The 26,027-nt window shown below is 66.5% G+C and carries 26 protein-coding genes; 10 read left to right on the top strand and 16 right to left on the bottom strand.

The window, feature by feature from the left end:
- Positions 1–68: 68 nt before the first annotated feature.
- The 5 genes from HWY30_RS26800 to HWY30_RS26780 all read right to left on the bottom strand — a co-directional run bounded on the left by HWY30_RS26800 (position 69) and on the right by HWY30_RS26780 (position 5,931).
- Positions 69–1,160 (bottom strand): ABC transporter permease, encoded by a 1,092-nt coding sequence (locus tag HWY30_RS26800; RefSeq protein WP_090805288.1) that lies wholly within the window; start codon positions 1,158–1,160, stop codon positions 69–71.
- Positions 1,160–2,752, bottom strand: a complete 1,593-nt coding sequence (locus HWY30_RS26795; protein WP_090805289.1) for a sugar ABC transporter ATP-binding protein — start codon at positions 2,750–2,752, stop codon at positions 1,160–1,162. Before HWY30_RS26795 ends, HWY30_RS26800 begins: the two co-directional genes overlap by 1 nt.
- A 291-nt stretch (positions 2,753–3,043) precedes the next feature.
- Positions 3,044–4,018, bottom strand: coding sequence for a sugar ABC transporter substrate-binding protein (locus HWY30_RS26790; protein ID WP_090805823.1), 975 nt, complete (start codon positions 4,016–4,018; stop codon positions 3,044–3,046).
- A gap of 315 nt (positions 4,019–4,333) precedes the next feature.
- A complete protein-coding gene (corA, locus tag HWY30_RS26785) occupies positions 4,334–5,311 on the bottom strand; it encodes a magnesium/cobalt transporter CorA (protein ID WP_090805825.1) in 978 nt (325 codons plus the stop codon).
- Positions 5,312–5,490: 179 nt separating this feature from the next.
- The gene (locus tag HWY30_RS26780; RefSeq protein WP_244145012.1) at positions 5,491–5,931 is read right to left on the bottom strand and encodes a DUF2846 domain-containing protein; all 441 of its coding nucleotides are present in this window, start codon (positions 5,929–5,931) and stop codon (positions 5,491–5,493) included.
- A 339-nt stretch (positions 5,932–6,270) separates the two neighbouring features.
- Here HWY30_RS26780 and cydX point away from each other — a divergent pair, with 339 nt between their 5' ends.
- Together cydX and HWY30_RS26770 are read left to right on the top strand one after the other, a co-directional pair.
- On the top strand, positions 6,271–6,417 hold the full coding sequence (gene cydX / locus HWY30_RS26775; RefSeq protein WP_090805826.1) for a cytochrome bd-I oxidase subunit CydX: 147 nt from the start codon (positions 6,271–6,273) through the stop codon (positions 6,415–6,417).
- Positions 6,414–6,995, top strand: coding sequence for a P-loop nucleotide/nucleoside kinase family protein (locus HWY30_RS26770; protein WP_090805297.1), 582 nt, complete (start codon positions 6,414–6,416; stop codon positions 6,993–6,995). Before cydX ends, HWY30_RS26770 begins: the two co-directional genes overlap by 4 nt.
- 117 nt (positions 6,996–7,112) lie before the next feature.
- Here HWY30_RS26770 and HWY30_RS26765 read toward each other — a convergent pair whose 3' ends face one another.
- Together HWY30_RS26765 and HWY30_RS26760 are read right to left on the bottom strand one after the other, a co-directional pair.
- Positions 7,113–8,210, bottom strand: a complete 1,098-nt coding sequence (locus tag HWY30_RS26765; protein ID WP_090805828.1) for a saccharopine dehydrogenase family protein — start codon at positions 8,208–8,210, stop codon at positions 7,113–7,115.
- Positions 8,211–8,467: 257 nt separating this feature from the next.
- Positions 8,468–8,926: an Lrp/AsnC family transcriptional regulator gene (locus HWY30_RS26760; protein ID WP_090805298.1), complete on the bottom strand. Its 459-nt coding sequence runs from the start codon at positions 8,924–8,926 to the stop codon at positions 8,468–8,470.
- Positions 8,927–9,265: 339 nt separating this feature from the next.
- Between HWY30_RS26760 and HWY30_RS26755 the strand changes: the two genes are divergently transcribed.
- Both HWY30_RS26755 and HWY30_RS26750 read left to right on the top strand, forming a co-directional pair.
- Positions 9,266–9,781: a Spy/CpxP family protein refolding chaperone gene (locus HWY30_RS26755; RefSeq protein ID WP_090805300.1), complete on the top strand. Its 516-nt coding sequence runs from the start codon at positions 9,266–9,268 to the stop codon at positions 9,779–9,781.
- 264 nt (positions 9,782–10,045) lie between these two features.
- Positions 10,046–10,483, top strand: coding sequence for a PGDYG domain-containing protein (locus tag HWY30_RS26750; RefSeq protein ID WP_090805302.1), 438 nt, complete (start codon positions 10,046–10,048; stop codon positions 10,481–10,483).
- Between the two features lie 29 nt (positions 10,484–10,512).
- Here HWY30_RS26750 and HWY30_RS26745 read toward each other — a convergent pair whose 3' ends face one another.
- The 8 genes from HWY30_RS26745 to HWY30_RS26710 form a co-directional block, all read right to left on the bottom strand.
- The gene (locus HWY30_RS26745) at positions 10,513–10,878 is read right to left on the bottom strand and encodes a DUF3022 domain-containing protein (protein WP_090805303.1); all 366 of its coding nucleotides are present in this window, start codon (positions 10,876–10,878) and stop codon (positions 10,513–10,515) included.
- Between the two features lie 96 nt (positions 10,879–10,974).
- Positions 10,975–11,874 carry a YhfC family intramembrane metalloprotease gene (locus HWY30_RS26740; RefSeq protein ID WP_090805305.1) on the bottom strand — a complete coding sequence of 300 codons (900 nt, stop codon included), beginning with the start codon at positions 11,872–11,874 and terminating at the stop codon, positions 10,975–10,977.
- Between the two features lie 83 nt (positions 11,875–11,957).
- Positions 11,958–13,052 carry a LacI family DNA-binding transcriptional regulator gene (locus tag HWY30_RS26735; RefSeq protein WP_090805306.1) on the bottom strand — a complete coding sequence of 365 codons (1,095 nt, stop codon included), beginning with the start codon at positions 13,050–13,052 and terminating at the stop codon, positions 11,958–11,960.
- A 54-nt stretch (positions 13,053–13,106) separates the two neighbouring features.
- Entirely contained in the window at positions 13,107–14,072 is a 966-nt protein-coding gene (locus HWY30_RS26730) for a 2-hydroxyacid dehydrogenase (protein WP_090805308.1), read from the bottom strand.
- A complete protein-coding gene (locus HWY30_RS26725; protein ID WP_090805310.1) occupies positions 14,072–15,361 on the bottom strand; it encodes an MFS transporter in 1,290 nt (429 codons plus the stop codon). Before HWY30_RS26725 ends, HWY30_RS26730 begins: the two co-directional genes overlap by 1 nt.
- A gap of 123 nt (positions 15,362–15,484) precedes the next feature.
- A complete protein-coding gene (locus tag HWY30_RS26720) occupies positions 15,485–16,468 on the bottom strand; it encodes a sugar kinase (protein ID WP_090805311.1) in 984 nt (327 codons plus the stop codon).
- A gap of 155 nt (positions 16,469–16,623) precedes the next feature.
- Positions 16,624–17,418 (bottom strand): sugar phosphate isomerase/epimerase family protein, encoded by a 795-nt coding sequence (locus HWY30_RS26715; protein WP_090805313.1) that lies wholly within the window; start codon positions 17,416–17,418, stop codon positions 16,624–16,626.
- Between the two features lie 236 nt (positions 17,419–17,654).
- The gene (locus HWY30_RS26710) at positions 17,655–18,548 is read right to left on the bottom strand and encodes a LysR family transcriptional regulator (RefSeq protein WP_090805314.1); all 894 of its coding nucleotides are present in this window, start codon (positions 18,546–18,548) and stop codon (positions 17,655–17,657) included.
- 132 nt (positions 18,549–18,680) lie between these two features.
- Here HWY30_RS26710 and HWY30_RS26705 point away from each other — a divergent pair, with 132 nt between their 5' ends.
- The 6 genes from HWY30_RS26705 to HWY30_RS26680 all read left to right on the top strand — a co-directional run bounded on the left by HWY30_RS26705 (position 18,681) and on the right by HWY30_RS26680 (position 24,915).
- Entirely contained in the window at positions 18,681–19,760 is a 1,080-nt protein-coding gene (locus HWY30_RS26705) for a YeiH family protein (protein WP_090805316.1), read from the top strand.
- Positions 19,761–19,961: 201 nt separating this feature from the next.
- Entirely contained in the window at positions 19,962–20,699 is a 738-nt protein-coding gene (locus HWY30_RS26700) for a glutathione S-transferase (RefSeq protein WP_090805317.1), read from the top strand.
- Between the two features lie 112 nt (positions 20,700–20,811).
- On the top strand, positions 20,812–22,545 hold the full coding sequence (locus HWY30_RS26695) for a ClcB-like voltage-gated chloride channel protein (protein WP_090805829.1): 1,734 nt from the start codon (positions 20,812–20,814) through the stop codon (positions 22,543–22,545).
- Between the two features lie 141 nt (positions 22,546–22,686).
- Positions 22,687–24,024 (top strand): C45 family autoproteolytic acyltransferase/hydrolase, encoded by a 1,338-nt coding sequence (locus HWY30_RS26690; protein WP_090805319.1) that lies wholly within the window; start codon positions 22,687–22,689, stop codon positions 24,022–24,024.
- Positions 24,025–24,240: 216 nt separating this feature from the next.
- Positions 24,241–24,495 carry a hypothetical protein gene (locus HWY30_RS26685; protein WP_090805320.1) on the top strand — a complete coding sequence of 85 codons (255 nt, stop codon included), beginning with the start codon at positions 24,241–24,243 and terminating at the stop codon, positions 24,493–24,495.
- A gap of 189 nt (positions 24,496–24,684) precedes the next feature.
- Complete coding sequence (locus tag HWY30_RS26680) at positions 24,685–24,915, top strand: DUF2795 domain-containing protein (RefSeq protein WP_090805831.1); 231 nt, start codon at positions 24,685–24,687, stop codon at positions 24,913–24,915.
- 31 nt (positions 24,916–24,946) lie between these two features.
- On the opposite strand, the gene HWY30_RS26675 is transcribed toward HWY30_RS26680, so the two are convergent.
- Complete coding sequence (locus HWY30_RS26675; RefSeq protein ID WP_090805322.1) at positions 24,947–26,011, bottom strand: LysR family transcriptional regulator; 1,065 nt, start codon at positions 26,009–26,011, stop codon at positions 24,947–24,949.
- Positions 26,012–26,027 lie beyond the last annotated feature (16 nt).

Here is a 26,027-nt window from a genome sequence, read left to right as displayed (position 1 = left end):
CGGAGTTAGCGCTTTAGCGCTTACTCCGGTCCCATGCACTCAATCATCGTTGCGCCGCGGCTCCCATCTCAGGCGCGTTTGCGACGGCTGCGGTACGTATCGAGCACCACCGCCACCACGATCACCGCGCCGGTGATCATGCGCTTGGTCGGCTCGTTCGCGCCGATCTGCGCGAGGCCCGCCGCCAGCACCGAAATGATCAGCACGCCAAAGAACGTGCTGATAACCGAACCACGCCCGCCCATCAGACTCGTGCCGCCGATCACGACCGCCGCGATCACCTGCAGCTCCACGCCGACACCCGCATTCGGATCGGCCGCCTCGAGCCGCGAGATCTGGAACAGCGCCGCGAGTCCGGACAGCGCGCCCATCAGCGCGAACACGATCACCTTGTACGGCCGCGGATTGACGCCCGCGAGCCGTACCGCTTCCTCGTTGGTGCCGATCCCGATCAGATAGCGCCCGAACACCGTGCGCGTCAGCACCAGTTGCGCGATCACCATCACCGCGACCGCCATCAGAAAGGCCGGCGAGATGCCAAGCGCGATCGGGTTCGACAGAAAATCGAACGCATCGCCGATATACGCGGTGCGCGAATTGGTCATCTGATACGCCATGCCGCGCGCCGCCTCGAGCACGCCGAGCGACACGATGAACGACGGAATTCGCCAGCCCACCGTCACCGCGCCGGTCACGGTGCCGGTCAGCGCCGCGACCGCGACCCCGAGCAACGCGCCGGCAGCTGGCCCCCAGCCCCACTTCAGCGTCACCACGCTGACCACCGACGCCCCGAGCGCGAGCACCGAGCCCACCGACAGATCGATCCCCGCGATGATCAGCACGAAGGTCATGCCGACCGACATCACGACGAGATCCGGAATCTGGTTCGCGATCGTGCTGAACGTGTCGTAGGTCAGAAAGTGCGAACTCAGCAGCGAGAACAGCACGATCATCGCGAGCAGCGCGCCGGCGAGGCCCAGGTAGTTCGAAAAGCCGAGCCGCGTGCCGGCCGGCTTGCCGCTCGCGAGCGGCGCCGACCGATCGGCGGGCGGCGTCACGGCGGGCGCGTCCGGCGCACCGCCCTGCTTGCCGTCCTGCTTGCCGTCCTGCTGGCCGTCCTGTTTGACACCCGTCGCCTCGCGCCACGATTGATCGGTCATCACAGACTCCCTGCTTCGTTGACGCCGTGCGTGTGCAGCAGCGCGTCACGGCCGCGGTAGCCGGCGAACGCAGCCGCGAGCAGCGCATCCTGGCTCCAGCTCGCGCGCTCGAACACGCCTGTCATGCTGCCCGCCGACATCACGCCGATCCGGTCGCAGATCAGCATCAGTTCGCGCAGATCGCTCGACACCACGACGAGCGCGCGGCCGTCGCGCGCGAGCGCGCCCATCAGGCCGTAAATATCGAACTTCGCGCCGACGTCGATGCCGCGCGTCGGTTCGTCGAACAACAGCACGCGGCAGTCGCGCGCGAGCCAGCGGCCGATCACGACCTTCTGCTGGTTGCCGCCCGACAGCTCGCCGACAACCTGCGCGGGCCCCGAGCTGCGAATCCGCATCGCGGCGATCTGCTGGTGCGCCAGCGCGTTCTCGCGCTTCGCGTCGACGAGGCCGTGCCGCGCGACGCTGCCGAGATTGCCGAGCGACAGGTTGGCCGCGATCGGTTGCGGCAGCAGCAGGCCTTCGCCCTTGCGGTCTTCGGTGATCAGCGCGATACCCGCGCGTACCGCGTCCGCCGGCGAGTCGATTCGCACCGGCGTAGGCGGCGCGCCCGGCGTCGCGGCGAGCGACACGCTGCCGCCGTCCTTGCGGTCGGCGCCGTAGATGAGCCGCATCAGCTCGGTGCGGCCCGCGCCGATCAGTCCGCTCACACCGAAAATCTCGCCCGCGCGCACCTCGAACGACACGTCGCGCACGACCTTGCCGCGCGCGAGCCGCTCCACTTTCAGGAACGGCGCGCCGATGTTGCGCTCGCCGAGATCGATATGCTCGCCGAGCTCGCGGCCGACCATCCACGTGACGATCTGCTCGCTCGTCAGGTTCGCCATCGCGTCGACATGCACGAGGCGCCCGTCGCGCAGCACCGCGACCCGTTCGGCGACCCGCGCCAGCTCTTCGAGCCGGTGCGAGATATAGACGAGCGCGACGCCGCGAGCCTTGAGCCGCCCGATCTGCTCGAACAGCAGATCGACTTCGCGCGCGGTCAGCATCGCGGTCGGCTCGTCGAGGATCAGCACGCGGCAGTCGTCGATCAGGTTGCGGGCGATCTCGACCATCTGCTGATGACCGATGCCCAGTTCGCCGACCAGCGTGTCGGGATCGATCGCGTCGAGCCCGACCTGCGCCATCGCCTCGCGCGCGTTCTCGCGCAGCTTGCCGCGATCGATCCAGCCGAAGCTGAACGCGCCCGCACGCGGCAGCCGGTTCAGGAACAGGTTCTCGGCGACCGACAGCGTAGGCAGTAGATTCAACTCCTGCATGACCATGCGCACGCCGAGCGCCTCGGCCTCGGTGCGGCTCGCGGGCGCGTACGGCGCGTCGGCAAGGCGCATCGTGCCCGCGCTCGCTTCGACCAGCCCGCCGATGATCTTCGACAGCGTGCTCTTGCCCGCGCCGTTCTCGCCGGTCAACGCCAATACCTCGCCCGCTCGCAGCGACAGCGATACGTCGGCGAGCACGGGTTCGGCATACGTCTTGCCGATGCCGCTGACGCTCAGTACGACAGGCAAGGCGTCGTGGTCGGTCGAATCCATCGCGCTCCTGGTTACATGGCGCTTCTGGCGCCTTCGTGGCGCCCCACTACGCGGAATGCACATCTGCTCATGGCCGCGCTCCCTCTCACCACGCGAGCCGCCGTCATGACGCTTATCTCTGGGATTAACGGCGGTGCGGCGGGATTCTTGAGCGTTCGTTGAATAAAAGCGGATCGCTGGGTGGTGGTTTGCCTCTAAAACACGCTATCCATAATTCGTGGTGATTTTTGCGGCTTCCCGTGCGTTTTTCCGGCTGCGCCCGGCTCGTGCTTCACGCCGGGCGCGGCGCGCTTACTTCAGGGTGTCCTTCGTCACCAGAACGACCGGCGTTTCGACGACGCCCGACAGCTGCGACTGCTTCTTGTTTTCGCTCAATGCCTTCAACGCGGTATCGATGCCGAACACGGCCTGCTTCGCCGCGAACTGGTCGGCGGTGGCGAGCACGCGGCCGTCCTTCAGCATCGGATGGATCGCGTTGATGTTGTCGTAGCCGACCACCAGCACCTTGCCCTGCTTGCCGGCCGCGCGCACGGCCGACACCGCGCCGATTGCCATGTTGTCGTTGCCGGCGAGCAGCGCCTTCAGGTTCGGATACTCGTTGAGCATGGCCGATGCGACCGCGTTGCCCTTGTCGATTTCCCACTCGCCCGACTGCACCGACACGACTTTCGCGCCGACTGCCTGCATCGCGTCCTTGAAGCCCGCGGTACGCTGCTGCGCGTTGGTGGTGGTCGACACGCCTTCGAGGATGCCGACCTCGTCGCCGGCCTTCAGGCGCTTCGCGAGGTAGTCACCGACGAGCCGCGCGCCCTTGCGATTGTCGGGGCCGACGAACGGCACGTTCAGGTCTTTCGACTTCAGCACGTCCGGATCGAGCCGGTTGTCGATGTTGACGACGATGATGCCCGCGTCGACCGCCTTCTTGACGACCGGCACCAGCGCCTTCGAATCGGCCGGCGCGAGCACGATCGCGTCGACCTTCGACACGATCATCTGCTCGACGATGCGGATCTGGTTGGCGGTGTCGGTTTCGTCCTTGATGCCGTTGGTGATCAGGTCGAACTTGCCGGGGTTCTGCTTCTGATAGTCTTTCGCCCCGGTCTCCATGGTCAGGAAGAACTCGTTGGCGAGCGACTTCATCACGAGCGCGACCTTCGGCTTATGAGCCGGGGCGTTCTGCGCGTGGGCGGCGGAAAAAGGCAGGACGGCGGAGGCGGCGGCGAGAACTGCGGCGGCAAGAATGCGACGACGGGTTCGATGGCTCATGCGTATCTCCAAGGTTGTCAGGCTCGCGGGCGAGCCGTATTTTTTGTGATGCGCAACCGTTTGCGAGGCCCATTCTCAGCGCAAGCTCTTCGGAATGTCAACGATTCGCGCTGTTGCAACGCACCGGCGCGCAACATCTGCGGCGCCGCAATGCGCTCGATCGATCCGGGCAGCGTGTGGCAAGGTTCCCTCGCTCAGTTCGTGCAGTCGATGACGCCTGTGCGTTACGTGCGGCGCGACCCACAGGCCGCTTATGCTGGCCTGGTATCGCGCGCGCCGCAAGTGAAACCCCGAGGAAATTGAAAGGTGCGCCGGCTACAGCCAGCCGGCCTTGCGAAAACGCCGGTACAGCACGCAGTCGATCGCCAGCATCACCGCCAGCACGACCGGATAGCCGAACTTGAAATGCAGCTCGGGAATGCGCTCGAAGTTCATCCCGTAGATGCCGGCGATCATGGTCGGCACCGCGAACAGCGCCGCGAACGAGCCGAGCCGCTTGGTGATTTCGCTCTCGGCGAGCGAGATCATGCCGAGGTTCACCTGCACCGCCGTGACGACGATTTCGCGGCGCCCCTCGATGGTTCTGACGATCCGGTCGAGGTGATCGTAGACGTCGCGGAAGTACGCCTGCATGCCTGCGCAGACACTCGGAATGCGGCCGCCCGTCAGTTTGCCGACCGCTTCCTGCAGCGGCACGATATGGTGCTGGAGGATCACGAGCCGGCGCTTCATCGTGTACAGGTCCTGCACGATCGCGCGCGAGGCGGCCGAATCGTTCTTCTCGAAGATGCGGTCCTCGAGCGTTTCGAGCTCGGTGCTGATCGCCTCCACGACCGGGAAATAACGGTCGACCACATCGTCGATCAGCGCGTACAGCACGAACGCCGAGCCCTCCTTCAACAGATGCGGCTCGTGCTCGCAGCGCGCGCGCACGCTCTTGAAGCCGGTGCGCGTGCCGCGGCGCACCGACAGCACATAGTTGCTGCCGACGAACACGTCGACTTCGCCGATCACGAATTCGCCCTGCTCGTCCATCTCGACCGTGTGCATCACGGTGAACAGCGAATCGCCGTACTCCTCGATCTTCGGCCGTTGATGGCCGTTTTGCGCATCTTCGATCGCGAGCTCGTGCAGATTGAACTCGTCTTTCATGGCCGCGAGTTCCTCGGGCTCCGGGTCTTTCAGTGCGACCCAGACGAAGCACTCGGGCCGCGCGACGTAGTCGCTGATGCTGTCGATATCGATGTCGGCGAGTTTCCGGCCGTCCTGATAGGCGGCGCAATTGATCAGCATGTTCGGATTACCTTGCATACAAAAGCAGACCTCGCCACCCTCTCACGTAAGCATTGCGTAAGACGGTCGACGGGTCTGCATGAACGGACAAGCACGCTTTCAGCCGGCTTGAATCAGCCGCCATGTTAAGGCGCGATACCTAAGCCGCGCGTTTCCAATTGTTAATGCTCGACCGCACGCTACTGCGCGACCCGCTGCAGGCCGATGCGGTGATCGTCGTTGAACGTGACCGAGGCGCGGTTCGTGTAGCGCGGGTCGGCCGTCACGACGAAGTTCAGCTCGATGACCGGATCGAACTGCGTCGATACGCCGATCCGATGCGCGCCGGGCGGCAGATAGAACACCACGTGCTCGCCGTTCATCAGGTCGGTCACGCGCTCGCCGTCGATATAGACGAGCGCATTGCGGAACCGCACGATCACGTCGCGCGAACGCTCGCGCCGCACGTCCACCGCGACGAGGCCGGGGCCCGGCGCCGTATAGCCCTGTCTGACGATGCGCTCGGCAGGCACCGGTTTGAACGGTACCGGCTCGGCCGGCGTCGACGCGCAGCCGGCCAGCGTGAGCACGCTGAGCGCGACGCATGCGGCCAACGCGGCGCAGCGTGCGGACCCGGCCATCCGTGCGGCCCGGCAGCGGCAAGACTGGCGCATCGGCATGCTGGTTCTCCCCTGTGCTCTCGATTGTGGCCCGAGTTTCCGACTACGCGGTGTGGGTCGTCGCTCCGCGTCCGCCGGTTCGGCGGACACGGTACGCTCGTACGCATCACCGTTGCGCATCATAGCAACGCGCGGACATACCGCCAGCCACGGTGCACGGAGCTCGGGCGCCGCGCCTCTTGCATGGCGCGGCATTCTTCTTCATGATCGGTGCAGGCGGCCGCGCTCGCGGCTGGCCATCGTCGGTTGCCGGCATGCCTGTCGATCCGCGTCGCCGGACGCACGATCAAGGAGACTGCGATGTGGTATTTCACCTGGATTCTCGGCGTGGGTGTGGCGCTCGGCTTCGGCATCATCAACGTGATGTGGCTCGAGGCCAACGGCACGTTCGCGCGCGACCCGCGCCCCGATGACGCCGACGCGCCGCGTGAGGACAAGCCTGCGTGACTTCTCTGGTTTTCTTTTGCGGTCATGCGGGCACGGGCAAGACGACGCTGGCGAAAAAACTGCTCGGCCCGCTGATGAAAGTGAGCGGCACCCCCTTCTGCCTGCTCGACAAGGACACGCTGTACGGCGGCTATAGCGCGGCCGCGATGGCGATGCTGACCGGCGATCCGAACGATCGCGACAGCCCTCTTTTCCTGCAGCATCTGCGCGACCCCGAGTATCGCGGCCTCATCGATACGGCGCGCGACAATCTCGAACTCGGCATCAGCGCGTTGGTCGTCGGCCCGCTGTCTCGCGAGGTGCGCGAGCGGCGGCTGTTCGATCATGCGTGGCTCGGCGTCGCGCCGGACGTGAGGTTGCGTGTCGTGTGGGTGCGGACCTTGGAGGACGTGGCGCGGCAGCGGATCGTCGCGCGCGCGAATCCCAACGATGCGTACAAGCTCGCGCACTGGGACGACTACCGGCGGCGGCGCTTCGAGCCGAGCGGCGCGAGCCGCGAGGGTCTGCTGATGTTCGACAATACCGCGCCCAGTTCGGCGGACCATGAAGCGCTCGTCGCGCAAATCGTGGCTGCATGACGGCCCTCCCTTCTGTCTGGCGAGTGCCGCGCTGGCCCGATGATGGCTGAAAAACGGAAAATCCCCGTACGTCGGCGACGTACGGGGATTTTTCATTCGACGCGAGCCATGCCGGCCTCAAACGGTCGCCATCGCCTCCAGCGACTGCCCTTCGTACAACTTGCCGAAGCGGTTCGCCAGAAAATCGCCGAGCGACACCTGCTCCTGGCGCACGAAGCCCTTTTGCGGCAGCTTGCGCTCGCGGAACAGATCGAGCACCGCGCACATCGCGCCGGCGGTCGTGATCTGAATCGCGCTCATCGGCACGCCGCAGACGGTCTTCGCGAAGATCTTGCGCGTGAACACCTCCTGCACGAGCTGACCGTCGCGCATGCCGCTCACGGTGATGAACACCAGCACGACATCTTGCGCGGTCGACGGCACCGAGCGGCGCATGATGGTCTTCAGCGTATCGCGGTCGCTCGACAAACGCAGGTCTTCGAGCAGGAACTGCATCAGGTTGCGATGACCCGGATAGCGCACCGACTTGTAGTCGAGCGATTCGACGCGGCCCGCCAGCGTTTCGCACAGCGTGCCCAGCCCGCCCGACGTGTTGAACGCTTCGTACTCGGTGCCGTCGAGCGAGAAGTGCTCGAGGCCTTCGAGCGGCTGCACCCATTGCGTGCGGCCATCGCGGATGGCCTCGCACGGCTGGCAGTACTCGTTGATCAGGCCGTCGACGCTCCACGTCAGGTTGTACTTCAGCGCATTGGTCGGAAACTCGGGCAGCGCGCCGACGCGCATCTTCACGTCGCGGATTTCCGTGAAGCGATTCGCGAGCTCGTGCGCGGCAATGCCGATGAAACCCGGCGCGAGACCGCACTGCGGCATGAATGCGTGATCGGCATCTTCGGCGATCGCGCGGATCGCGTGCGTCGCGCGTACGTCCTCGGTCAGGTCGAAATAATGGACATCCGCGCCCTTCGCGGCCGATGCGACGTTGACCGCGAGGTAGTACGGCAGCGCGTTGATCAGCACATCGAAGCCCTGGATCGCGGCGCGCAGCACGGCGGCGTCGGCGGAATCGATGCGGCGGGTAGGAATGCCCTGGGCGGCGAGCTTGTCGAGCGCGTGCTGATCGCGGTCGAACGCGACGACTTCGTAGTCGCCCGTCTCGCGCAGCATATGGGCAATGGTGTGACCGATCAGACCTGCGCCGACGATAGCTACTTTCATCTGCTTCTCCTTGTTATCCATGTGCTGTCTCTGAGCTTGGGAAGTGCGCCGCGTGTTGCGCGCGGCGCCTGCGGGCCGAACCCTTGAATGACAGTGTAGGAAGAAGCAAAAACAGTTCATACGCGCAAAATGCTGCGGTATGACCATCCCGTTCGACGTTCTGACGAACCGCTCAAACGATTTGTCGAAACAGCGTAAAAAAGGCGTCAACGATGGACTCTCGCAGCACTCGCGAAGAGGTTACGCCGCGCGCCGACTCACACCGTGCCGCGGTCGATCTTGCGCGCGAGAATGATCGACGTCGTGGTCCGCTCGACGCCCTCTAGCCCGCCGATCTGATCGAGCAGATCGTTGAGCCGCTCGGGCGAATCGGCGCGCAGCCATGCCACGTAGTCGAATTCGCCGCTGACCGCGCACAGCATCTGCACTTCGGGCATTTTGCCGAGGCGTTTCTGCACGGCCGGTCCGTGCTTCGGCGCGATGATGATGCCGACATACGCGACGATGCTCGAATCGAGCACATCCTGGCCAAGCCTCACGCTGTAGCCGGCGATCACGTTGCTGCGCTCGAGCCGCGCAATGCGCGCGATCACGGTCGTGCGCGCGACGCCGAGCTGCCGCGCAAGATTCGCGACGCTCTCGCGCGCGTTGGCTTGCAGCAGTGCAACGAGGTTGCGGTCGAGGTCGTCGAGCTGGTCGAGGCGCGGAGGTCTCATCGAAGGGGAAGGAAGTTGGCGTGGAATGTCGCGGATTATCGCGCGTCTGCACGCAGCGGCGCCATGTCACGCGCTACGGTCACAGATGCACGGCACACTGTGGGGCGGCCTCGGCGCAGTATGTCGGCGCGATTGCCGATCAGGCCCGAGCCGTTTCGCGTTCGTTTCGGTTGTAAGCGTTTGTCGCACACGCACCGTATTGTAGGGTTAACGTGTTACTAATAGCGGCGCCGGGCGAATGCGGCAGCCGCTTGCGGTGCGGCGCCATTCGCCGCTGGCGTGGGGCAAGACGCTCGCCGCGCGCCGTGTCTCAATAACGAACAGACATCAGGAGTTTCGATGAAAAAAGCACTGGTTATGCTGGCTACGGCCGTTTCGATGGGCGGCGCGTTCGCCCAAACCACCGCGCCGGCCGCAGCGCCGGACACCACGGCCTCGGCCTCCGCGGCCAAGGCCGGCCACGAACGCAACGTCGAAGACCGCATCGCTTATCTGCACTCGCAACTGAAGATCACGCCCGCGCAGGAAACGCAATGGAAGGCGTTCGCCGACGTCATGCGCAGCAACGGCGAAACGATGGGCCGGCTGTTCGAGCAGCGCAAGGCGGCCACCAACGTGAGCGCGCTCGACGACATGAAACAGTACGCAACGATCGCGCAGGCGCATGCGGACGGCATGAAGAAGCTCGTCGATGCGTTCGATCCGCTGTATAGCAGCCTGTCGCCGGAGCAGAAGAAGCTCGCCGACGCGACGTTCCACCAGGGCGGCCCCGAGGGTCATCATCGCGGCCACCATGGCAAGGGCAAGGGCGGCAAGCCCGCGGCAGCCGCGAGCGACGCGACTGTCAAGCCGTAATGAAAGAGCGCCCGCGGCGGGGGTTGCCTCGTTGCGGGCGCGGGTCCGTTCGGACGCGGTTGATTTCGGCAATTCCGCCGGCGCCCGAACAGCGGCTTTCTCACCACGTCTCAGCCTTTCGCCTCCCCCCGCCCGGCTCATGCATCTGGCATTATTCGGGGCGCGCTGTCTGGGCCGGCAACCCGTCCCAGCGACTCGACGCACGATCGCCGCAAAGCGGCAAGTCTCGCCGCAACGCTCTCCCCCTAATCTTCCACCCGCTTCATGACCGAACTCAGGAATCTCGATTTGCGTGACGATCCGCACGCCCAACGCGTCGTCAAGGACGAAACGGTAAGCGTCGAATTCGCCGCCGCCGAAGGCCAGTTGATGAGCCTCGAAGGCCCGAACCGCTATGTGCGCGGCGATGCGCTGATCACCGGCTCGACCGGCGAGCGCTGGGTCGTGTCGCGCGAGCGCTTCGATGCGAAGTACCTGCCCGCCGATGCCGCGCTCGCGCACGGCGAAGCCGGCGCCTACCGCAATCGCCCGGCGGTCGTACTCGCCCGCCGGATGGACGAGTCCTTCTCGCTCGCGCGCTGCGCGAGCGGCGGCGACGTGCTGCACGGCGCGGCCGGCGACTGGGTCATGCAGTACGCGCCCGGCGACTATGGCGTCGTGCAGGCCGCGCGTTTCGCGAAGGTCTATCGGCTCGCGGATTGAATCCGCTTCACCCGCGCTTCATTCGCGCGTCACGCGAACTCTTCGCCGAGATCGACCGTGACTTCGCGCGGGACCGCCTGGCCGTTCGCGTACATTTCTTCGAGCGAGCCCAGGCTCGCTTCGACGTACGCGCGCAATACCGCAAAGCTGCGGCCACGCAACCGCGCCGGCATCGCGCGATAACGCGCGAGCGCCGCCGGCGCGATCGCGACCGTCATCGCGATACGGCGCGCGGTCGAGCCGAAGCGCATTGCTACCCAGTGAACCGTCAGTGTGGGCGTGCCATCGTCGGCGGCACGCTCGATGAACTGCGTCTGCTCGGGAAACAGATCGCTGATGACGCGCGCGATCTCGTCGAACTCCGGATGCGCGCAGTCGTATTGGTAAGCTTCCATGAAGGCTGCCGGGAAAAGAAGGTCCTGAAACGTAGGCGCATTTTAGAGAAACGCTGAAGGGATAGCGAGGCGCCTGCTGTCCAGCGGCTCATCCGCTCACGCCGCCGCCGGCCGCCGGTAAATCCGTATCAGCAGTCCCGCGACGAACACCGCCGCCACCCCATAGATCGTATCGGCCGCCGCGAGCGGCAGCAGCCGCGCCTGCGTCATTGCCGCAGGCACGTCGATCAGCGCGTGCACCCCGATCGCGAGCGGCAGGATGCCGCGCGAGCCGGCCCGCACGCCGCGCCACATCAGCACCGACAAGCCGATCTGGAACACCAGCGCCGCGACGCGTTCGAGCGCGAAAATGCCGGCCAGTTGCGGCGTCAGGCTCGCGAGAATCAGATGCACGCGCATCACCGCTTCGGCCGGCAGATTGCCGAGGTAATCGCCGAGCCGGCCACGGTTTTCGAGGACCGCGAACACGAGCCACTGGCACTGCACGAACACGCCGACCATCCACGCTTGCGCGCCGCCGTGGCCGAGGCCGTAGCTGAGCGCGGCGCCATCGTCGGCGCGCAATGCGGCGGTGCGCGTGTCGGCGGTCGTGCTGGCGGCGGGGCTCGCGCCCGCGCTTGCAGCGACGCCGGCGGGCGCGTCGACGGTCGCCTTCTTGCGCACCGCCGGCCGCGCCGCCGCGCGCTTCATGAGCAGCCGCATGCCGAAGAACCGCCCCACTTCCTCGCAAACGCCCGCGGCCAGCGCACCATAGACGACGAACGCGAGCGGCTGCGAAAGGAACGCCGCGGTCGTTTCGTTGCCGCGCAACAGATAGTCGTGCAGCGCACGCTCGATGACCATCGCGAACAGCGCGAACACCGCGACGCCGGCGATCGCGTCGCGCGGCCGAAGCGCGAGCGGACGGCGCAATTGTCGGTAAATCAGAAACGGTAAAGCGGCGATGACGAGCGTGGCGAGCGCGAGGCTCGCGAGGGTAAGCGGTGGCACAACCATGAGTATCCTTGCGGGGTTCCTTGCAATCCCCGGCGCGCAACCGCTGCGCGCCGCAGCCCGCATCATCGCAGATTGGCCGGAAATCAGCGTGCGGTCGACGCACGCACGATCAGCTCGCCGGGCAGCAGGCAGTCGCGCGCGCCCGTCTGCGCGCCTTCGATGCGCTCGTGCAGGAATTCGACCGCGCGATAACCGATGTCGTAGGTCGGCTGGCGGATCGTCGTGATGCCGGCGAGCTCGGCCCAATCCGGATCGTCGATGGAAAGCAGCGCGACGCGGCTCTGCCAGTGCGTGCCGTAACGCGCGTTCAGATGCAGCGCGAGCCGCAACGCGACCGGTGCATTGGCCGCGAACAGCGCGACGCGTGGGGAGGCGCCGGCGGGCTCGGCACCGGCCCCGCCTGGCGCGTCGATCGCACGATCCAGCTCCGCGAGACCGCGCTCGAGCGCAGTTGCATCGGCGAGATCGAGCACCAGCGTACGACCGCGCGCGCGGCCATCGTCGCGCATCGCCCGATCGAATGCTTCGACGCGCAACTGCCGCGAGCTGACCTGCTCGAACGGCTGCACGACGAACCAGATCTGCTCGAAGCCCCGTTCGAGCAGATGCCGCGTACCGAGCGCGGCGGCCGCGCCATTGTCGAGACCGACCATGTCGGCGACCAGCCCCTCCACGCGCCGATCGACCAGCACCGCCGGAATCCCGCCGTCGCCGACCGGCCGCAACGTCTCCTCGCGCACGCCTAGCGCGTTGACGATCACACCTTCCACGCGGTACGTGGTCAGCAGTTGCAGATAACGCCGCTCCATCTCGACTTCGTTCGCCGCGTGGCAAATCAGCGGCATCAAGCCGAGCGCGTGGCACGCGGCCTCGACGCCTTGCAGCACTTCGACGGAGTACGGATTGGTCAGGTCGGCGACCAGCATGCCGATCAGCCGGTTGCGGCCGCGCTTCAGGCCGCGCGCCATCTGGTTCGGCTGATAGTCGAGCCGCGCGATCGCGGCTTCGATGCGCGCGCGCAGCTCGGGCGACAGCGCGCTGAACTCGCCGTTCAGATAGCGCGAGATGCTGGTCTTGCCGGTGCCGGCTTCACGCGCGACATCGGTGATCGTCGCGCGGCGCGGCGGCGCGCTCGGGGGACCAGGCGGCATGCTGGCCGGGGGCGGGGTCGTGCTCATTCGCTCATCGCTCGTGCCGGTCCGAGGACGGGAGCTTGCGTGCCGCCCTGCGAATCACTTCGCCAGGACGTCACGGTTGACGATGTTGGTCGTCAATGTGCCGTCGAGCGCGGCGACCAGGTTCTCCGCCGCGTTGAGCGCCATCGCATGACGGGTCTCGTGCGTCGCCGAGCCGATATGCGGCAATGCGACCACGTTAGGCATGGCGAGCAACGGCGAGTCGGCAGGCAACGGTTCGGTGTCGAACACGTCGAGGCCCGCGCCGTGAATCGTGCCGTTGCGCAGCGCCTCGATCAGCGCCGGTTCGTCGACGGTCGCGCCGCGTGAAGCGTTGATCAGGATCGCGCTCTTCTTCATCGCGCGCAGTTCGGCGGCGCCGATCAGATGCCGCGTCTCTCGCGTGAGCGGCACCTGCAGACAGACGAAATCGGACTGCGCGAGCAATTCAGCCAGCTCGACGCGCCGCGCGCCATACGCCTGCTCCGCTTGGTGGTTCGCGCTGCGGTTCGTATACAGCACCTTCATGTTGAAGCCATGCGCCGCGCGTCGCGCGACCGCGCCGCCGATCCGCCCCAAGCCGACGATGCCGATCGTCTTGCCCTGCACGTCGAGCCCGAACTGCGCGGGCCCGATGCTCGTGCGCCACTGCCCCGCCTTGACCCAGTCGGCCAGCTCGACGACGCGCCGCGCGGACGCGAGGATCAGCGAGAACACGGTATCGGCGGTCGATTCGGTCAGCACGTCCGGCGTGTGCGCGAGCACGATGCCGCGGCGCGTGAGGTCGGCGACGTCGAACTGGTCGTAGCCGACCGAGATCGTCGACAGCGCCTTCAGCCGGCTCGCGCCTTCGAGCATCGCCGGCGTGATCTGCACGCTCGCGCCGATGCCGCCGTCGGCATCGCGCAGCGCGGCGACGAGCGCATCATGCTGTGACGGATCGACCTGCACGACCTGCGCATGCTGTTGCAGATAGGCGAGCACATCCTCGGGCAGCGACTTCCAGGCGACGATCTTGTTCATCAGCTAATTTTCCTTGCGACGGTGGGACGAGCGGGGCCACGTTGTTCGGCCGCGGCCGGCTTGACGGCGAGCGTCAGGATCACCGCGGCGACGAGCGCCACGCTCATGAATGCATACGATGCCGCGGGCGAACCGGTCGCGCCGTTCAGATAACCGACCACGTACGAGCCGACGAACGAACCGAGCGCGCCCATGCTGTTGATCAGCGCCATCGCGCCGCCCGCGACGTTCTTCGGCAGCAGCTCCGGTACGATCGCGAAGAACGGTCCATACGGCGCGTACATCGCGGCGCCCGCGATCACGAGCAGCGCATACGAGACCCAGAAATGCGCGGAACCGAGCCCGTACGACGCCGCGAACGCAATCGCACCGATCAGCAGGAACGGCCACACGAACACCTTGCGGCGGTTGAGTTTATCCGATGCCCACGAAGCTGCAAGCATCGCGATCGTCGCGGCCAGATACGGCAGCGCCGACAGCCAGCCGGTTTCCACCATGCCGAACGACGAGCCGTTCTTCAGGATCGACGGCAGCCACAGCACGAAGCCGTACACGCCGATGCTCCAGCAGAAATACTGCGCGCACAGCTTGATGACCGCGGGCGTGCGAAACGCCTCGCTGTAGTTGCGCACCGGCTTGATCGCGGCCTGCTCGGCGCGCAGCGTCTGCGCGAGCGCGTCTTTTTCCTCTTGCGTGAGCCACGACACCTGCTCGGGCTTGTCCTTGACGAGGAACCACCAGCAGATCGCCCAGATGATCGCGGGCGCGCCCTCGGCGATGAACATGTGCCGCCAGCCGAACGAATGCACGAGATAGCCCGACACGACCGACATCCACAGCACCGTGACCGGATTGCCGAGGATCAGGAACGTGTTCGCGCGCGAGCGCTCGCTCTTCGTGAACCAGTTGCTGATGAAGATCAGCATCGCCGGCATTACCGCGGCTTCGACGACGCCGAGCAGGAAGCGGATCGCCATCAGCGACGGAATGTTGCTGACCATGCCGGTCAACGCCGCGCAGCCGCCCCACAGAACGAGGCTCCAGAACACCAGTTTCTTCACGCTGCGGCGCTCGGCATAGATCGCACCCGGAATCTGGAAGAAGAAATAGCCGAGGAAGAACAGCGCGCCGATCAGCGACGCGAGCCCCTTGCTGATGCCGAGATCCTGATTGATGCCGGCCGCTGACGCGAAGCCGAAATTCGCGCGATCCAGATACGCGAGGCTGTAGGTGATGAACACGATCGGCATGATCGTCCACCAACGGCGAATCGCAAGCGATGAGGTCATGGAAGTCTCCTTGGACGGCGTCGTCCCGAATCAATGATGAAAAAATCTGGGCGCGCTGTGGGCGCTCTTGTTGTCGTCGATGCTGGTTGTGGATGCAGCGCTATCGATGCGGTCCGATCCGCGTCAGGCCGCGCTTGCGATGTCCGGTACCTCGGCCAGCTCCAGTGCGTCGAGTTCGGCGCGGCTCGGCAAACCTTCCGAATCGCCGATCACCTGGATCGCGAGCGCGCCGATCCGGTTGCCACGCGCGACCGCCTGCGCGAGCGTGCGGCCTTCGAGCAGCGCGCTGATCACGCCGACCGCGAAACCATCGCCCGCGCCGACCGTATCGACGACGTTCGCGACCGGCCGGCCGGCGATCGTCGCGGCATCGGTCGCGGTGCCGTAATACGCGCCCTGCGCGCCGAGCTTGACGATCACGCCGCGCGCGCCGCGCTCGAGATAGAACTTCGCGATGTCCTCCGGCTGCGTGTGGCCGGTCAGAATCTCACCCTCGCCGATGCCGGGCAGCACCCAGTCGGCGAGCGCGGCGAGCGCGTTCAAGCCTTCGACCATCGCCGCGCGCGAGGGCCACAGCGTCGGACGCAGGTTCGGGTCGAACGAGATCGTCCTGCCCGCAGCGCGCATTTCGCGGGCCAGGTGGAATGCGAGTTCGCGCGAGCTTGCCGAGATCGCCGGGGCGACGCCGGTCAGATGCAGATGACGCGCGGGCAGCACGTAATCGGCGAGGTAGTCGTCGAGCGACAGATGGCTCGCCGCCGAGCCCTTGCGGACGTATTCGACCGCCGGGTCGCTGCCGTCGTCGCTCTTCGACTTCAGCTGGAAGCCGGTCGGATGGCGCGCGTCGGTGCTCACGCATTGCTGGTCGATGCCCTCTTTCGTCAGCGTGTCGCGCACGTACCGGCCGAACGAATCGTCGCCCACGCGGCTCATCCAGCCCACCCTGAAGCCAAGTCGGGACAAGCCGATCGCGACGTTCAGATCCGCGCCGGCGATGCGCTTCGTGAAGTGCCCGACGCCCGCGAGCGGGCCGGCTTCGGCGGCGACGAACATCGCCATCGCTTCGCCGTAGGTGATCACGTCGAGCGCGGGGTAAGGGTGCGTCATGCTGGGCTCCTGGTGGTGCTGCTGATGCGGTGATTCGTGTTGCGTGGAATGCGTTCTTTGCTGCCTGGGTTGCTGCCGGGGTTGCTGCCTGAGTTGCCGCCTCGTCTGCTCCCTACGGCTTCGACCGAGGCGCTTCGTGATGCCGCGTCGCGCGTCTACACGCGCGCAAGCCAGCTCACATAACGCGCGGCATCCGCGTCGATCCGGCTCGGATCGAAGGGAAACTCGATGCCGCGCGGCACATCGCGCGGCAGCCGGTCGAGGAGCGCGCGCAATGGCGCGTCATCCTCGGCCGGCGCGCTCGCAAAGCGCCGCGCGCCCTCGCCCGTGGTGGTCTTGCAATGGATGTACTCGACGTACGGCGCGAGCTGCGGCGCGAGGGGTAGCGGCGCGACGTCGAGCCACGCCCAGTTGCCGGTATCGAAGGTCATGCCGAGCACGCCCGCGTGGCCTTCACGCGCGAGCGCATCGAACAGCCCGACGAACTGCGCGGGCGAGCCGCCCTGCGCCAGTTGCCCGTTTTCGACGACGAGCCGTGGCTGCACACCGCCCGTGGTGCCCGAGCCGCTCGCGACGTGCGCGACGATGGCCGCGCCGTGAGCCTCGCCCGCGAAGCCGCCGAGTTGCAGCTTGACGAAGCGCGCGCCGAGCGCGGCCGCCTGATCGAGCGCGACACGCAGTGCGTCGGTATCGAGCTGGCCGTCCGCCGCGTACAACGATGCCGGCGTCGAGAACACCGACCACAGCCCGAGATCGGCCAACGCCGCGCCGAGCGCGCGCAGCCGTTGCGGGTCCGCGTCCGCGTCGCTCGCGAACAGCTCCCGACGCACTTCGAAACCCGCCGCGCCGGCGCGCTTTGCCCCCTGCGCCCATTTCAGATGGCCGTCGGCGCGCACGGCGTTCACACCGAACGCGCTGGCGACGACCACGATCTCCACTGCATCAGCCATATCCAACTCACGCAATCCTGAAGCGAAACCGCTTTTGGAACCGGTTCCAACTAAACTTCGAAAAAAAGCGCCGAGGCGCTGCGATGTGCGAATGGTGCTCGGGACAGCCATCGCGCACCATAGAGGAAATCCCCAGGCGCGGCCGGCATACGGCGAGCGTAAAGCGAAGCGCGCCGGCCACGGCAGCGCCCCGCGCGGCTTCGGATTCTCGACCCCATACGCTGCCAGCGCGGAAGTCAGCCGCCCTCGTCCGCGACGCACATCGCCAGAAACTGCTCGACCACCCGCGACGGCGCGCTCGCATGCGGCACCAGAATCGACAGCCGCCGCGTCAGCGGCTGCGGGCTCAGCGACATGAGCCGCAGCGCACCGTCCTCATGCCGCATCGACATCGCCGACACGAAACCGACACCCATCCCCGCCCGCACCGCCTCCTTCACCCCTTCGACCCCCGCGATTTCGAGCGCCACGCGCATCGGCACGCCCGCGCGCGCGAACTCGCGCTCGACCGTCTGCCGCACGCCCGAGCCTTCCTCGCGCAGCACCAGCGGATACGCGCCGAACGCGGCCAGCTCGATGCGCCCGCCGTTGTCCGCCTGCGCGAGCGGATGCGAGCGCGGCATGATCGCGACGATCTCGTCCTCGCGCCACGCATGGACGACCGTGTCCGGCGGCAGATCTGCGCCGGCGGGACCCTCGATCATCGCGATGTCGACCGAGCCGAGCGCACCGACGATCTCGGCCGTGTTGCCGTTGGCGGTATGCACGGTCACGTGCGGATAGCGGCGATGGAATTCGGCGATCAGGTACGGCAGCAGGTAACTCGCCGGCGTCGTGCTCGCGCCGATCCGCAAGGTGCCCTGTTCGAGACCGCGCAGCGCGTCGCGATAGGCATGCGCCTGCCGCCAGGTGTCGCGCAGCCGCGCCGCATAGGCGGCGAGCTGCTCGCCGGCTGGCGTCAGCCGCACCCCGCGGCCATCGCGCAGATACAGCGGCTCGCCGAACTCGTCCTGCAATTGCCTCAGCTGGCCGGATACCGCCGGCTGCGACAGATGCAGCGCCACTGCCGCCCGGCTGATGTTGCGGTGCTCAGCGACGGCGGCGAACGTTATAAGTTGGTCCGGGGTCATCTCGATTAAATATCCGTTGAGCCGATACTTCACATTCTAAATCACAATTTTTCATATCGATATATCTAATTTAGGATTAGCCCCATTGCTGCCCATGCAGTCCCACACAAGTCCGTTACGAAACCACCGATCATGTCCACACCCACCGCCCCGCTCGCCGCCGCCTCCCCCGCGCTGTCCACCCGCGGCCAGCTCAACGGCGTACTGTTCGTCGCGCTGTTCGCCGCCGCGGTCACGCGCATCGCGGCGATTCCGGCGATTGCCGGCCTCGGCCTGAGTCCGCTGATCGTCGGCATCGTCGCGGGGGCGATCTACGGCAACGCGCTGCGCGACGGCATGCCGGTCAGTTGGGCGGCCGGCGTGAATTTCTCGGCGCGCAAGCTGCTGCGCATCGCGGTCGCGTTCTTCGGCTTGCGTGTGAGCCTGCAGGAAATCGCCCAGGTGGGCCTGCCGGGTCTCGCGGAGTCGGTGCTGATCGTCGTCAGCACGCTCGTGATCGGCACCTGGGCCGGCATGAAAATCATGAAGCTCGATCGCGACACCGCGCTCCTGACGGCGGCCGGCAGCGCGATCTGCGGCGCGGCCGCGGTGCTCGCGTTCGAATCGACGCTGCAGTCGAAGCCGCACAAGAGCGCGATGGCGGTCGGCAGCGTCGTGCTGTTCGGCACGCTGTCGATGTTCCTCTACCCGGTGCTGTTCAACGCAGGCTGGCTGCATCTCGACACGGTCGGCGCGGGCCTCTTCTTCGGCGGCACGATCCACGAGGTCGCGCAGGTGGTCGGCGCGGCGAGCAACGTGAGCCCCGAAGCGACGCACATCGCGACGATCGTCAAGATGACCCGCGTGATGCTGCTCGTGCCGGTATTGCTGGTGGTCGGCCTGTGGGTGAACCGCGCGACGCGCGGCGCGACGGATGGCGGCACGGACGGCACCGCCCCGCGCAAGCTGGCGATCCCCTGGTTCGCACTCGGCTTCCTCGCCTGCGTGGCGATCAACTCGCTGCATGTGCTCCCGGAAAGCGCCACCTCGACGCTGAACCTGTTCGACACCTTCGCGCTGACGATGGCGATGACCGCACTCGGCATGGAAACGCGCTTCTCGCAGATTCGCGAAGCGGGTCCGCGCGCGCTGACCACCGGCCTGATTCTGTATGTATGGCTGATCGCCGGCGGACTCGGCATCACATGGACCGTCCAGCACCTGTTCCACTAAGCCGTCGCGGGCTCTCCCGCCTTCCCCGACACCCCGCCGCGCGCGGGGTTTTGCGCTTTCTGGCGCACCATCCCGGCCGATCACACGGCATACTCGTTGCTGCGAACTTTGCCCCCCAACCCGCCCGTGCGCGACGTCCGATGGCAGCGGTGAAACCGCCTTGCCGCGACGCGTCCGGGCGACCGGAATGAGGATCGATCGATGAGCCTGGAACTGTACTACTGGGATGGCCTGCAAGGCCGCGGCGAATTCGTGCGGCTCGCGCTGGAGGAAGCCGGCGTCGACTATGTCGAAGTCGCGCGCGGCAAGCCTTCGAAGGGCCTTGGCACCAAAGCGATGATGGCGGTGATGCAAAGCCCCGACGAGCCGTATCCGCCGTTCGCGCCACCGTTTCTGAAAGACGGCGATCTGGTCATCGCGCAGACCGCCAACATCCTGTTCTATCTCGGCCCGCGGCTCAAGCTGGCGCCGGAGGTGGACAGCCTGCGCTATGTCGCGAACGGCCTGCAGCTGACGATCGCCGACGTCGTCACCGAAGCGCACGACACCCACCATCCGCTCGCGAGCGGCCTCTACTACGAGGAGCAGAAAGACGCGGCGAAGGTGCGCGCGCACGACTTCATCGACCATCGGATTCCGAAGTTCATGTCGTACTTCGAGCGCGTGCTCGCGCAGAATCCGGCCGGCGACAGCTTCATGGTCGGCGACACGCTGACCTATGTGGACCTGTCGATGTTCCAGCTGATCGACGGTCTGCTGTACGCGTTTCCGCGCGCGCTGAAGCGCTTCGGCGAGCACTATCCGCGGCTCGCCGCGCTGCACGACGCCGTGATCGCAAGACCGAACATCGCCGCGTATCTGGACTCGGACCGGCGCATCGGCCATAACGAAAGCTGCATCTTCCGGCACTATCCTGAACTCGACAAGGCGGCGACTTGAACCGCGCCGCCCGCCTCCGCCCGCTCGCCGCCGCGCGCCCGCCATTCGAGGCGGGCGCGCTGCTGTTGTGCCGCGGTTTTTTCAACCTTCCATCACGCCCCGTACCGACGACGTGCTTTCATTCCTGCTGAAGCTGCGCACCCGCGCCCAAAGCGTTTTCCGCCTCTCAGAAGCCCATACGGTGCTGGTCTGGGCCGTTGTGGTCGGCATTGCCGGCGCATTGGCGACCATCTTGTTTCGCAAGGGCATCGAACTGCTGCAACTGGCGATTGCCGGCCGCTCCGGCAGCTTCGTCGACATGGCGCGCAGCCTACCGTGGACCATGCGCATCTGGCTGCCGGCCGCGGGTGGTCTCGTCGCCGGCATTTTCCTGCTGATTGCGCAGCGTCACGCCGACACGAAAACGCACACCGACTACATGGAAGCGGTCGCGATCGGCGACGGCGTCGTGCCGGTGCGCCTGAGCCTGTGGCGCAGCGTGTCGTCGCTGTTTACGATCGCGAGCGGCGGTTCGATCGGTCGTGAAGGTCCGATGGTGCAGCTCGCGGCGCTCGCCGCGTCGCTGATCGGCCGCTGGGTCCACTTCGATCCGCCGCGGCTGCGCCTGCTCGTCGCGTGCGGCGCGGCGGCCGGTATCACGTCCGCGTATAGCGCGCCGATCGCGGGCGCGTTTTTCGTCACCGAGATCGTGCTCGGCTCGATCGCGATGGAAAGCTTCGGGCCGGTGCTGGTCGCGGCGGTCGTCGCGAACATCACGATGCGCGAGTTCGCCGGCTACAAGCCGCCCTACGAGATGCCGGAGTTTCCGACCGTGACCGGTCCCGAGGTGCTGCTGTTCGTCGCGCTCGGCGCGCTGTGCGGCGCGGCCGCGCCGCAGTTTCTGCGGCTGCTCAACGCATCGAAGGCGGCCTTTCGCAAGCTGCCGGTGGCGTTGCCGGTGCGGCTCGCGCTCGGCGGTCTCGTGGTCGGCATCATTTCGGTCGCGGAGCCCGAGGTGTGGGGCAACGGCTACAGCGTCGTGAACTCGATCCTGCATTCGCCGTGGACATGGTCCGCGCTCCTGCTGGTGCTCGTCTGCAAGCTCGCGGCGACCGCGGCGACGGCCGGCTCCGGCGCGGTGGGCGGTGTGTTCACGCCGACGCTGTTCGTCGGCGCGGCGGTCGGCTCGCTGTTCGGCCAGGGCATGCACGCGTTGTGGCCGCATGCGACGTCGGCCGCTTACGCCTATGCGATGGTCGGCATGGGCGCATTCCTCGCGGGCGCGACCCAGGCGCCGCTGATGGCGATCCTGATGATCTTCGAGATGACGTTGAGCTATCAGGTCGTGCTGCCGCTGATGCTGTCGTGTGTGGTCGCGTATTTCATCGCTCGCGCGATCGGCAAGACCTCGATGTACGAGATCACGCTGCGCCGCAATCGCGAGGAGCAGGAGCGCTCGCGATTGCGCGCGACGCAGATGCGCGAGCTGATCCGCCCCGCGCAGACCGTCGTGCCGCCGAACGCGACCGTGCACGACATGACGCGCGTGTTCCTCGAGTATCCGGTCAAGTATCTGTACGTCGCGAACGACTCGGGCGCGTTTCTCGGCGTGGTCGCGCTGAAGGACATCACGTCCGATCTGCTCGAGCGGCGCGAAACGTCGATGAAAACCGCCGCCGATTATCTGCAGCCGCATTTCGACGTGCTGACGCCGGACATGTCGCTCGCCATCGCGTTACAGCACTTCATGGCGTTTCAGGGCGAGCGGCTGCCGGTGATCGAAAGCACCGCGCATCCGAAGCTCGCCGGCGTCGTCTACAAGACCTCGCTGCTCGATGCGTACTTCCGCATGAGTCCGTCGCGCTAGAGCTTTCGAAGGCTTCGCGGGGCGCGATGCAAAGCGCCGCGGATTCTCTACAATGGACAGACCGCCGGCCCTTCACGCGGCCGGCACGCGTGAGCCCAGCTTGGGCGCAGCGACAGCGCCCGCCGTAGCGTCGGAGCGAAGATGAGCGAACCGTCCCCCGAGGCCGTACGCCGCGATCAGGCCGGCTGGATTTTCGTGCATATCGAAGGCGAACCGTACGATCGCGGCGAGCAGCACGGCCAGTTGCTCGCCGACGAAATCAGAAACGCGATCCGCACCGCGCGCTATCTCGCCAAATGGGACACCGGGGAGGAGTTCGACACCTTCGTCAATGCCGCGACGAGCCAGTTCGCGAGCAAGCTCGACACCGAATTCGCCGATGAAATCCATGGCATCGCCGACGGCGCGAAGCTGCCGTTCGCCGAAGTGCTCGCGTGGAACGGCTACATGGATCTGCTGCAAAGCTGGTGGCCGACGCACGCCGCGCAGGCGCAGCCGCATCTGGGCGCGAAACTGTGGCGCGGCCGGCGCGGTCACCACTGCAGCGCGTTCATCGCGACCGGCAACGCGACGCGCGACGGCCGTATCGTGATGGCGCACAACTCGTGGGACCGCTACGCGGCCGGCGACGCGTTCAACGTCGTGTTCGACATCGTGCCCGACCGCGGCAACCGCATCCTGATGCAGGGCCTGCCGGGCTGCATCTCGAGCCTGACCGATTTCTGGGTCACGGCGGCCGGCCTGATGATCACCGAAACGACGATCTCGAACTTCGCGGGCTACAACGCGGCCGGTGCGCCCGAGTTCTATCGCTCGCGGCGCGCGTCGCAATATGCGAACAGCATCAAGGAATGGTGCGACATGTTCTCGCTCGCGAACAACGGCGGCTACGCGAACAGTTGGCTGCTCGGCGACACGAAGACCGGCGAGATCGCGCGTTACGAACTCGGGCTGCACTATGCGGGCTTCGAGACCACCAAAGACGGTTTCTACAGCGGCTACAACACCGCGACGGATCTGAAGATCCGCAACCAGGAATGCATCGGCGAAGGCGAGGACTATACCGACGTGCGCAAGAACGGCGCGCGGCGTCTGCGTTTCATGCAGCTCGAGGAACTGCATCGCGGCAGCATCGACGTCGAGCTCGCGAAGCAGATGATCGCCGATCATCACGACGTCTATCTCGATCGCAACGACAACCCGTGCTCGCGCACGATCTGCGGGCATCTGGAGCTCGACGACGCGCGCTTCGGCGGCACCGATCACGGGCCGTTCAATCCGTGGGGCGCGAACGACGGCAAGGTGATCGACAGCGAAATGGCCCGCGAGATGGCCTTCACCGCGCGCTGGGGGCATCCGTGCGGCCGGCCGTTCGACGCACAGGCGTTCATGAAGCGGCATCCGCAGTGGAACTGGCTGAACGGCTATATGCGCGACCGGCCGTCGTGGCCGTGGACGCGCTTCGATGTGCTGCGCTAGCGCATGGCGGACGCGCGCGCCTGTTCGTGCGATGATCGAATCTACAATCCGGTTTTGTCGCAAATGTGCGCGCGTTGCAGTATTTGCCATCTAAGATGGTAAGGAGCCTGGGCCGCGCAGCGCCATGCCGTCCTCGGCTTGCACCGTCCTCTCGACGCGGGACGGCACAGGGTTTGCTCGATTGTCAGCGCCGCATGAGCTTTAGGAGGTCGGGCGATGAAAACCTCGACACTGTTAATCATGGTGACGCTGTCAGCCTCGTGCTTTGCCGCGCCGGTTCATACCGCCTCGGACAGCACGGATTCCATCACGCTCGCGCAACGCGCGAACGCCGCGCCGGTCGCGCCTCCGGCCCCAGACGTGTCGAGCACCGACGCCAGCCGTCCGCAGCACTGGGAGCATATTGCGCTGCCGAAGTCCCGACATCTGGACCGCAGCCTGACCGGGCAGAACGAGCATCTGACCACGTGAGGGCCGCCGCAACGGCGGGCGGCGGCGCGGCTACGACGGCGCGCCTGCCCGGTTTGCGCCGGCTGTCATAACGTTGGGGTGGCGCGCGCGGGATTGCAACAGACTGCGAGAAACTCATCGCGGCGAGGCGCTGGCTTGTCGTGGCAGCAATAACGACGTGACTAACTCAAGCTCACCAGGAGCATGCGCATGACGGCCTCGGACATCCCCGGCGAATCGATCGATCTGCAGATCGCCGATCTTCTCAGCGAAGTCGAGTTCCCGACCAACAAGGACGCACTCGTCGACGCCGCGCGCGAAGCCGGCGCGAGCAACGAGGTGTTGGCGATGCTCGATGGTATGCCGGAGCAGGATTATGTCGACATCGAGTCGGTCACGCTCCTGATCGGCGGCAACTATGGCCCGGGCCTGGGGATCTGAACCCGGATTCAACCTCGCCTCACCTCACACGTCAGAACTGCGACGACGCCGCGATCCGCGCGCGCGCCACCCGCGTCACACGGCGCGTCGTGCGGCTGTTTTCGAGCGCGTCGTCGGCGATCTCGCGCGCCGTCGGAGCGTCGGACCCGCTCACCCCAGCCACCACCCGCACCGGCGCCACGCTACGGGAATCCCGCGCCTGCGCGCTGTCCGGCTGGAAATGCTCGACCAGATGGTCGATGAACGTCCGCACCTTTGCCGGCAGATGCAGCCGGCTCGGATACGCAATCGTGATTTCGATGGGCGGCAGACTGTACGCGTCGAGCAGACGCACGAGCCGCCCCGCCGTCAGATCACGGCCGATCAGGTAGCTCGGCAGGATCGCCACGCCCATGCCGAGCAGCGCGAACTGCCGCAGCATCTCGGCGTTGTTCGCCGCGATCGCGTTGGTCGGCCGCACCCGCACTTCGCCGTCCGGCCCATTGAACAGGCGCTCCTCGCCGCCCTGCTCGGCCGGCCTGCTCAGGCACGAATGCCTGAGCAGATCCTCGGGGCGCCTCGGCGTGCCGTGTTGCGCCAGATACTCGGGCGTCGCGCAAACCGTCATGTAGCCGGTCGTCAACCGCCGCGTGACGATGCTCGCGCTGCGCATGTGCCGCGCAGCCAGGATGCCGACGTCGAAGCCCTCTTCGACCAGATCGACGTGGCGGTCGGCGAGCGTGACGTCGGGCACGACGTCGGGATAGCGCGCCGCGTACGACTGCACGACCGGCGCGAGACTGTGCAATCCGAACACGACCGGCGCGACGATGCGCAGCGTGCCGACCGGCTCGTGATTGCGCGCCACCACCATCTGCTCAACGCTCTCGAGATCGGCGAGGATGTGGCGTACGCGCTCCAGATAGGTCGCGCCGGATTCGGTCAGCGAAAGACGGCGGGTGGTGCGGTTCAGCAGTCGCGTGCCGAGCCGCGCTTCGAGATCCGCGACGTGCCGCGTGACGACCGCGGTGGACAGATCCAGCGCGCCCGACGCGCCGACGAAACTGCCGAGGTCCGCCACCTTGACGAACACGCGCATCGACTGCAGTTGATTCATGGACGACTCCTGCCTC

Origin of the sequence: Paraburkholderia tuberum STM678, assembly GCF_902833905.1 — a bacterium.
GTDB lineage: Bacteria > Pseudomonadota > Gammaproteobacteria > Burkholderiales > Burkholderiaceae > Paraburkholderia > Paraburkholderia tuberum.
This window is presented reverse-complemented; position numbering and strand designations above follow the sequence as displayed.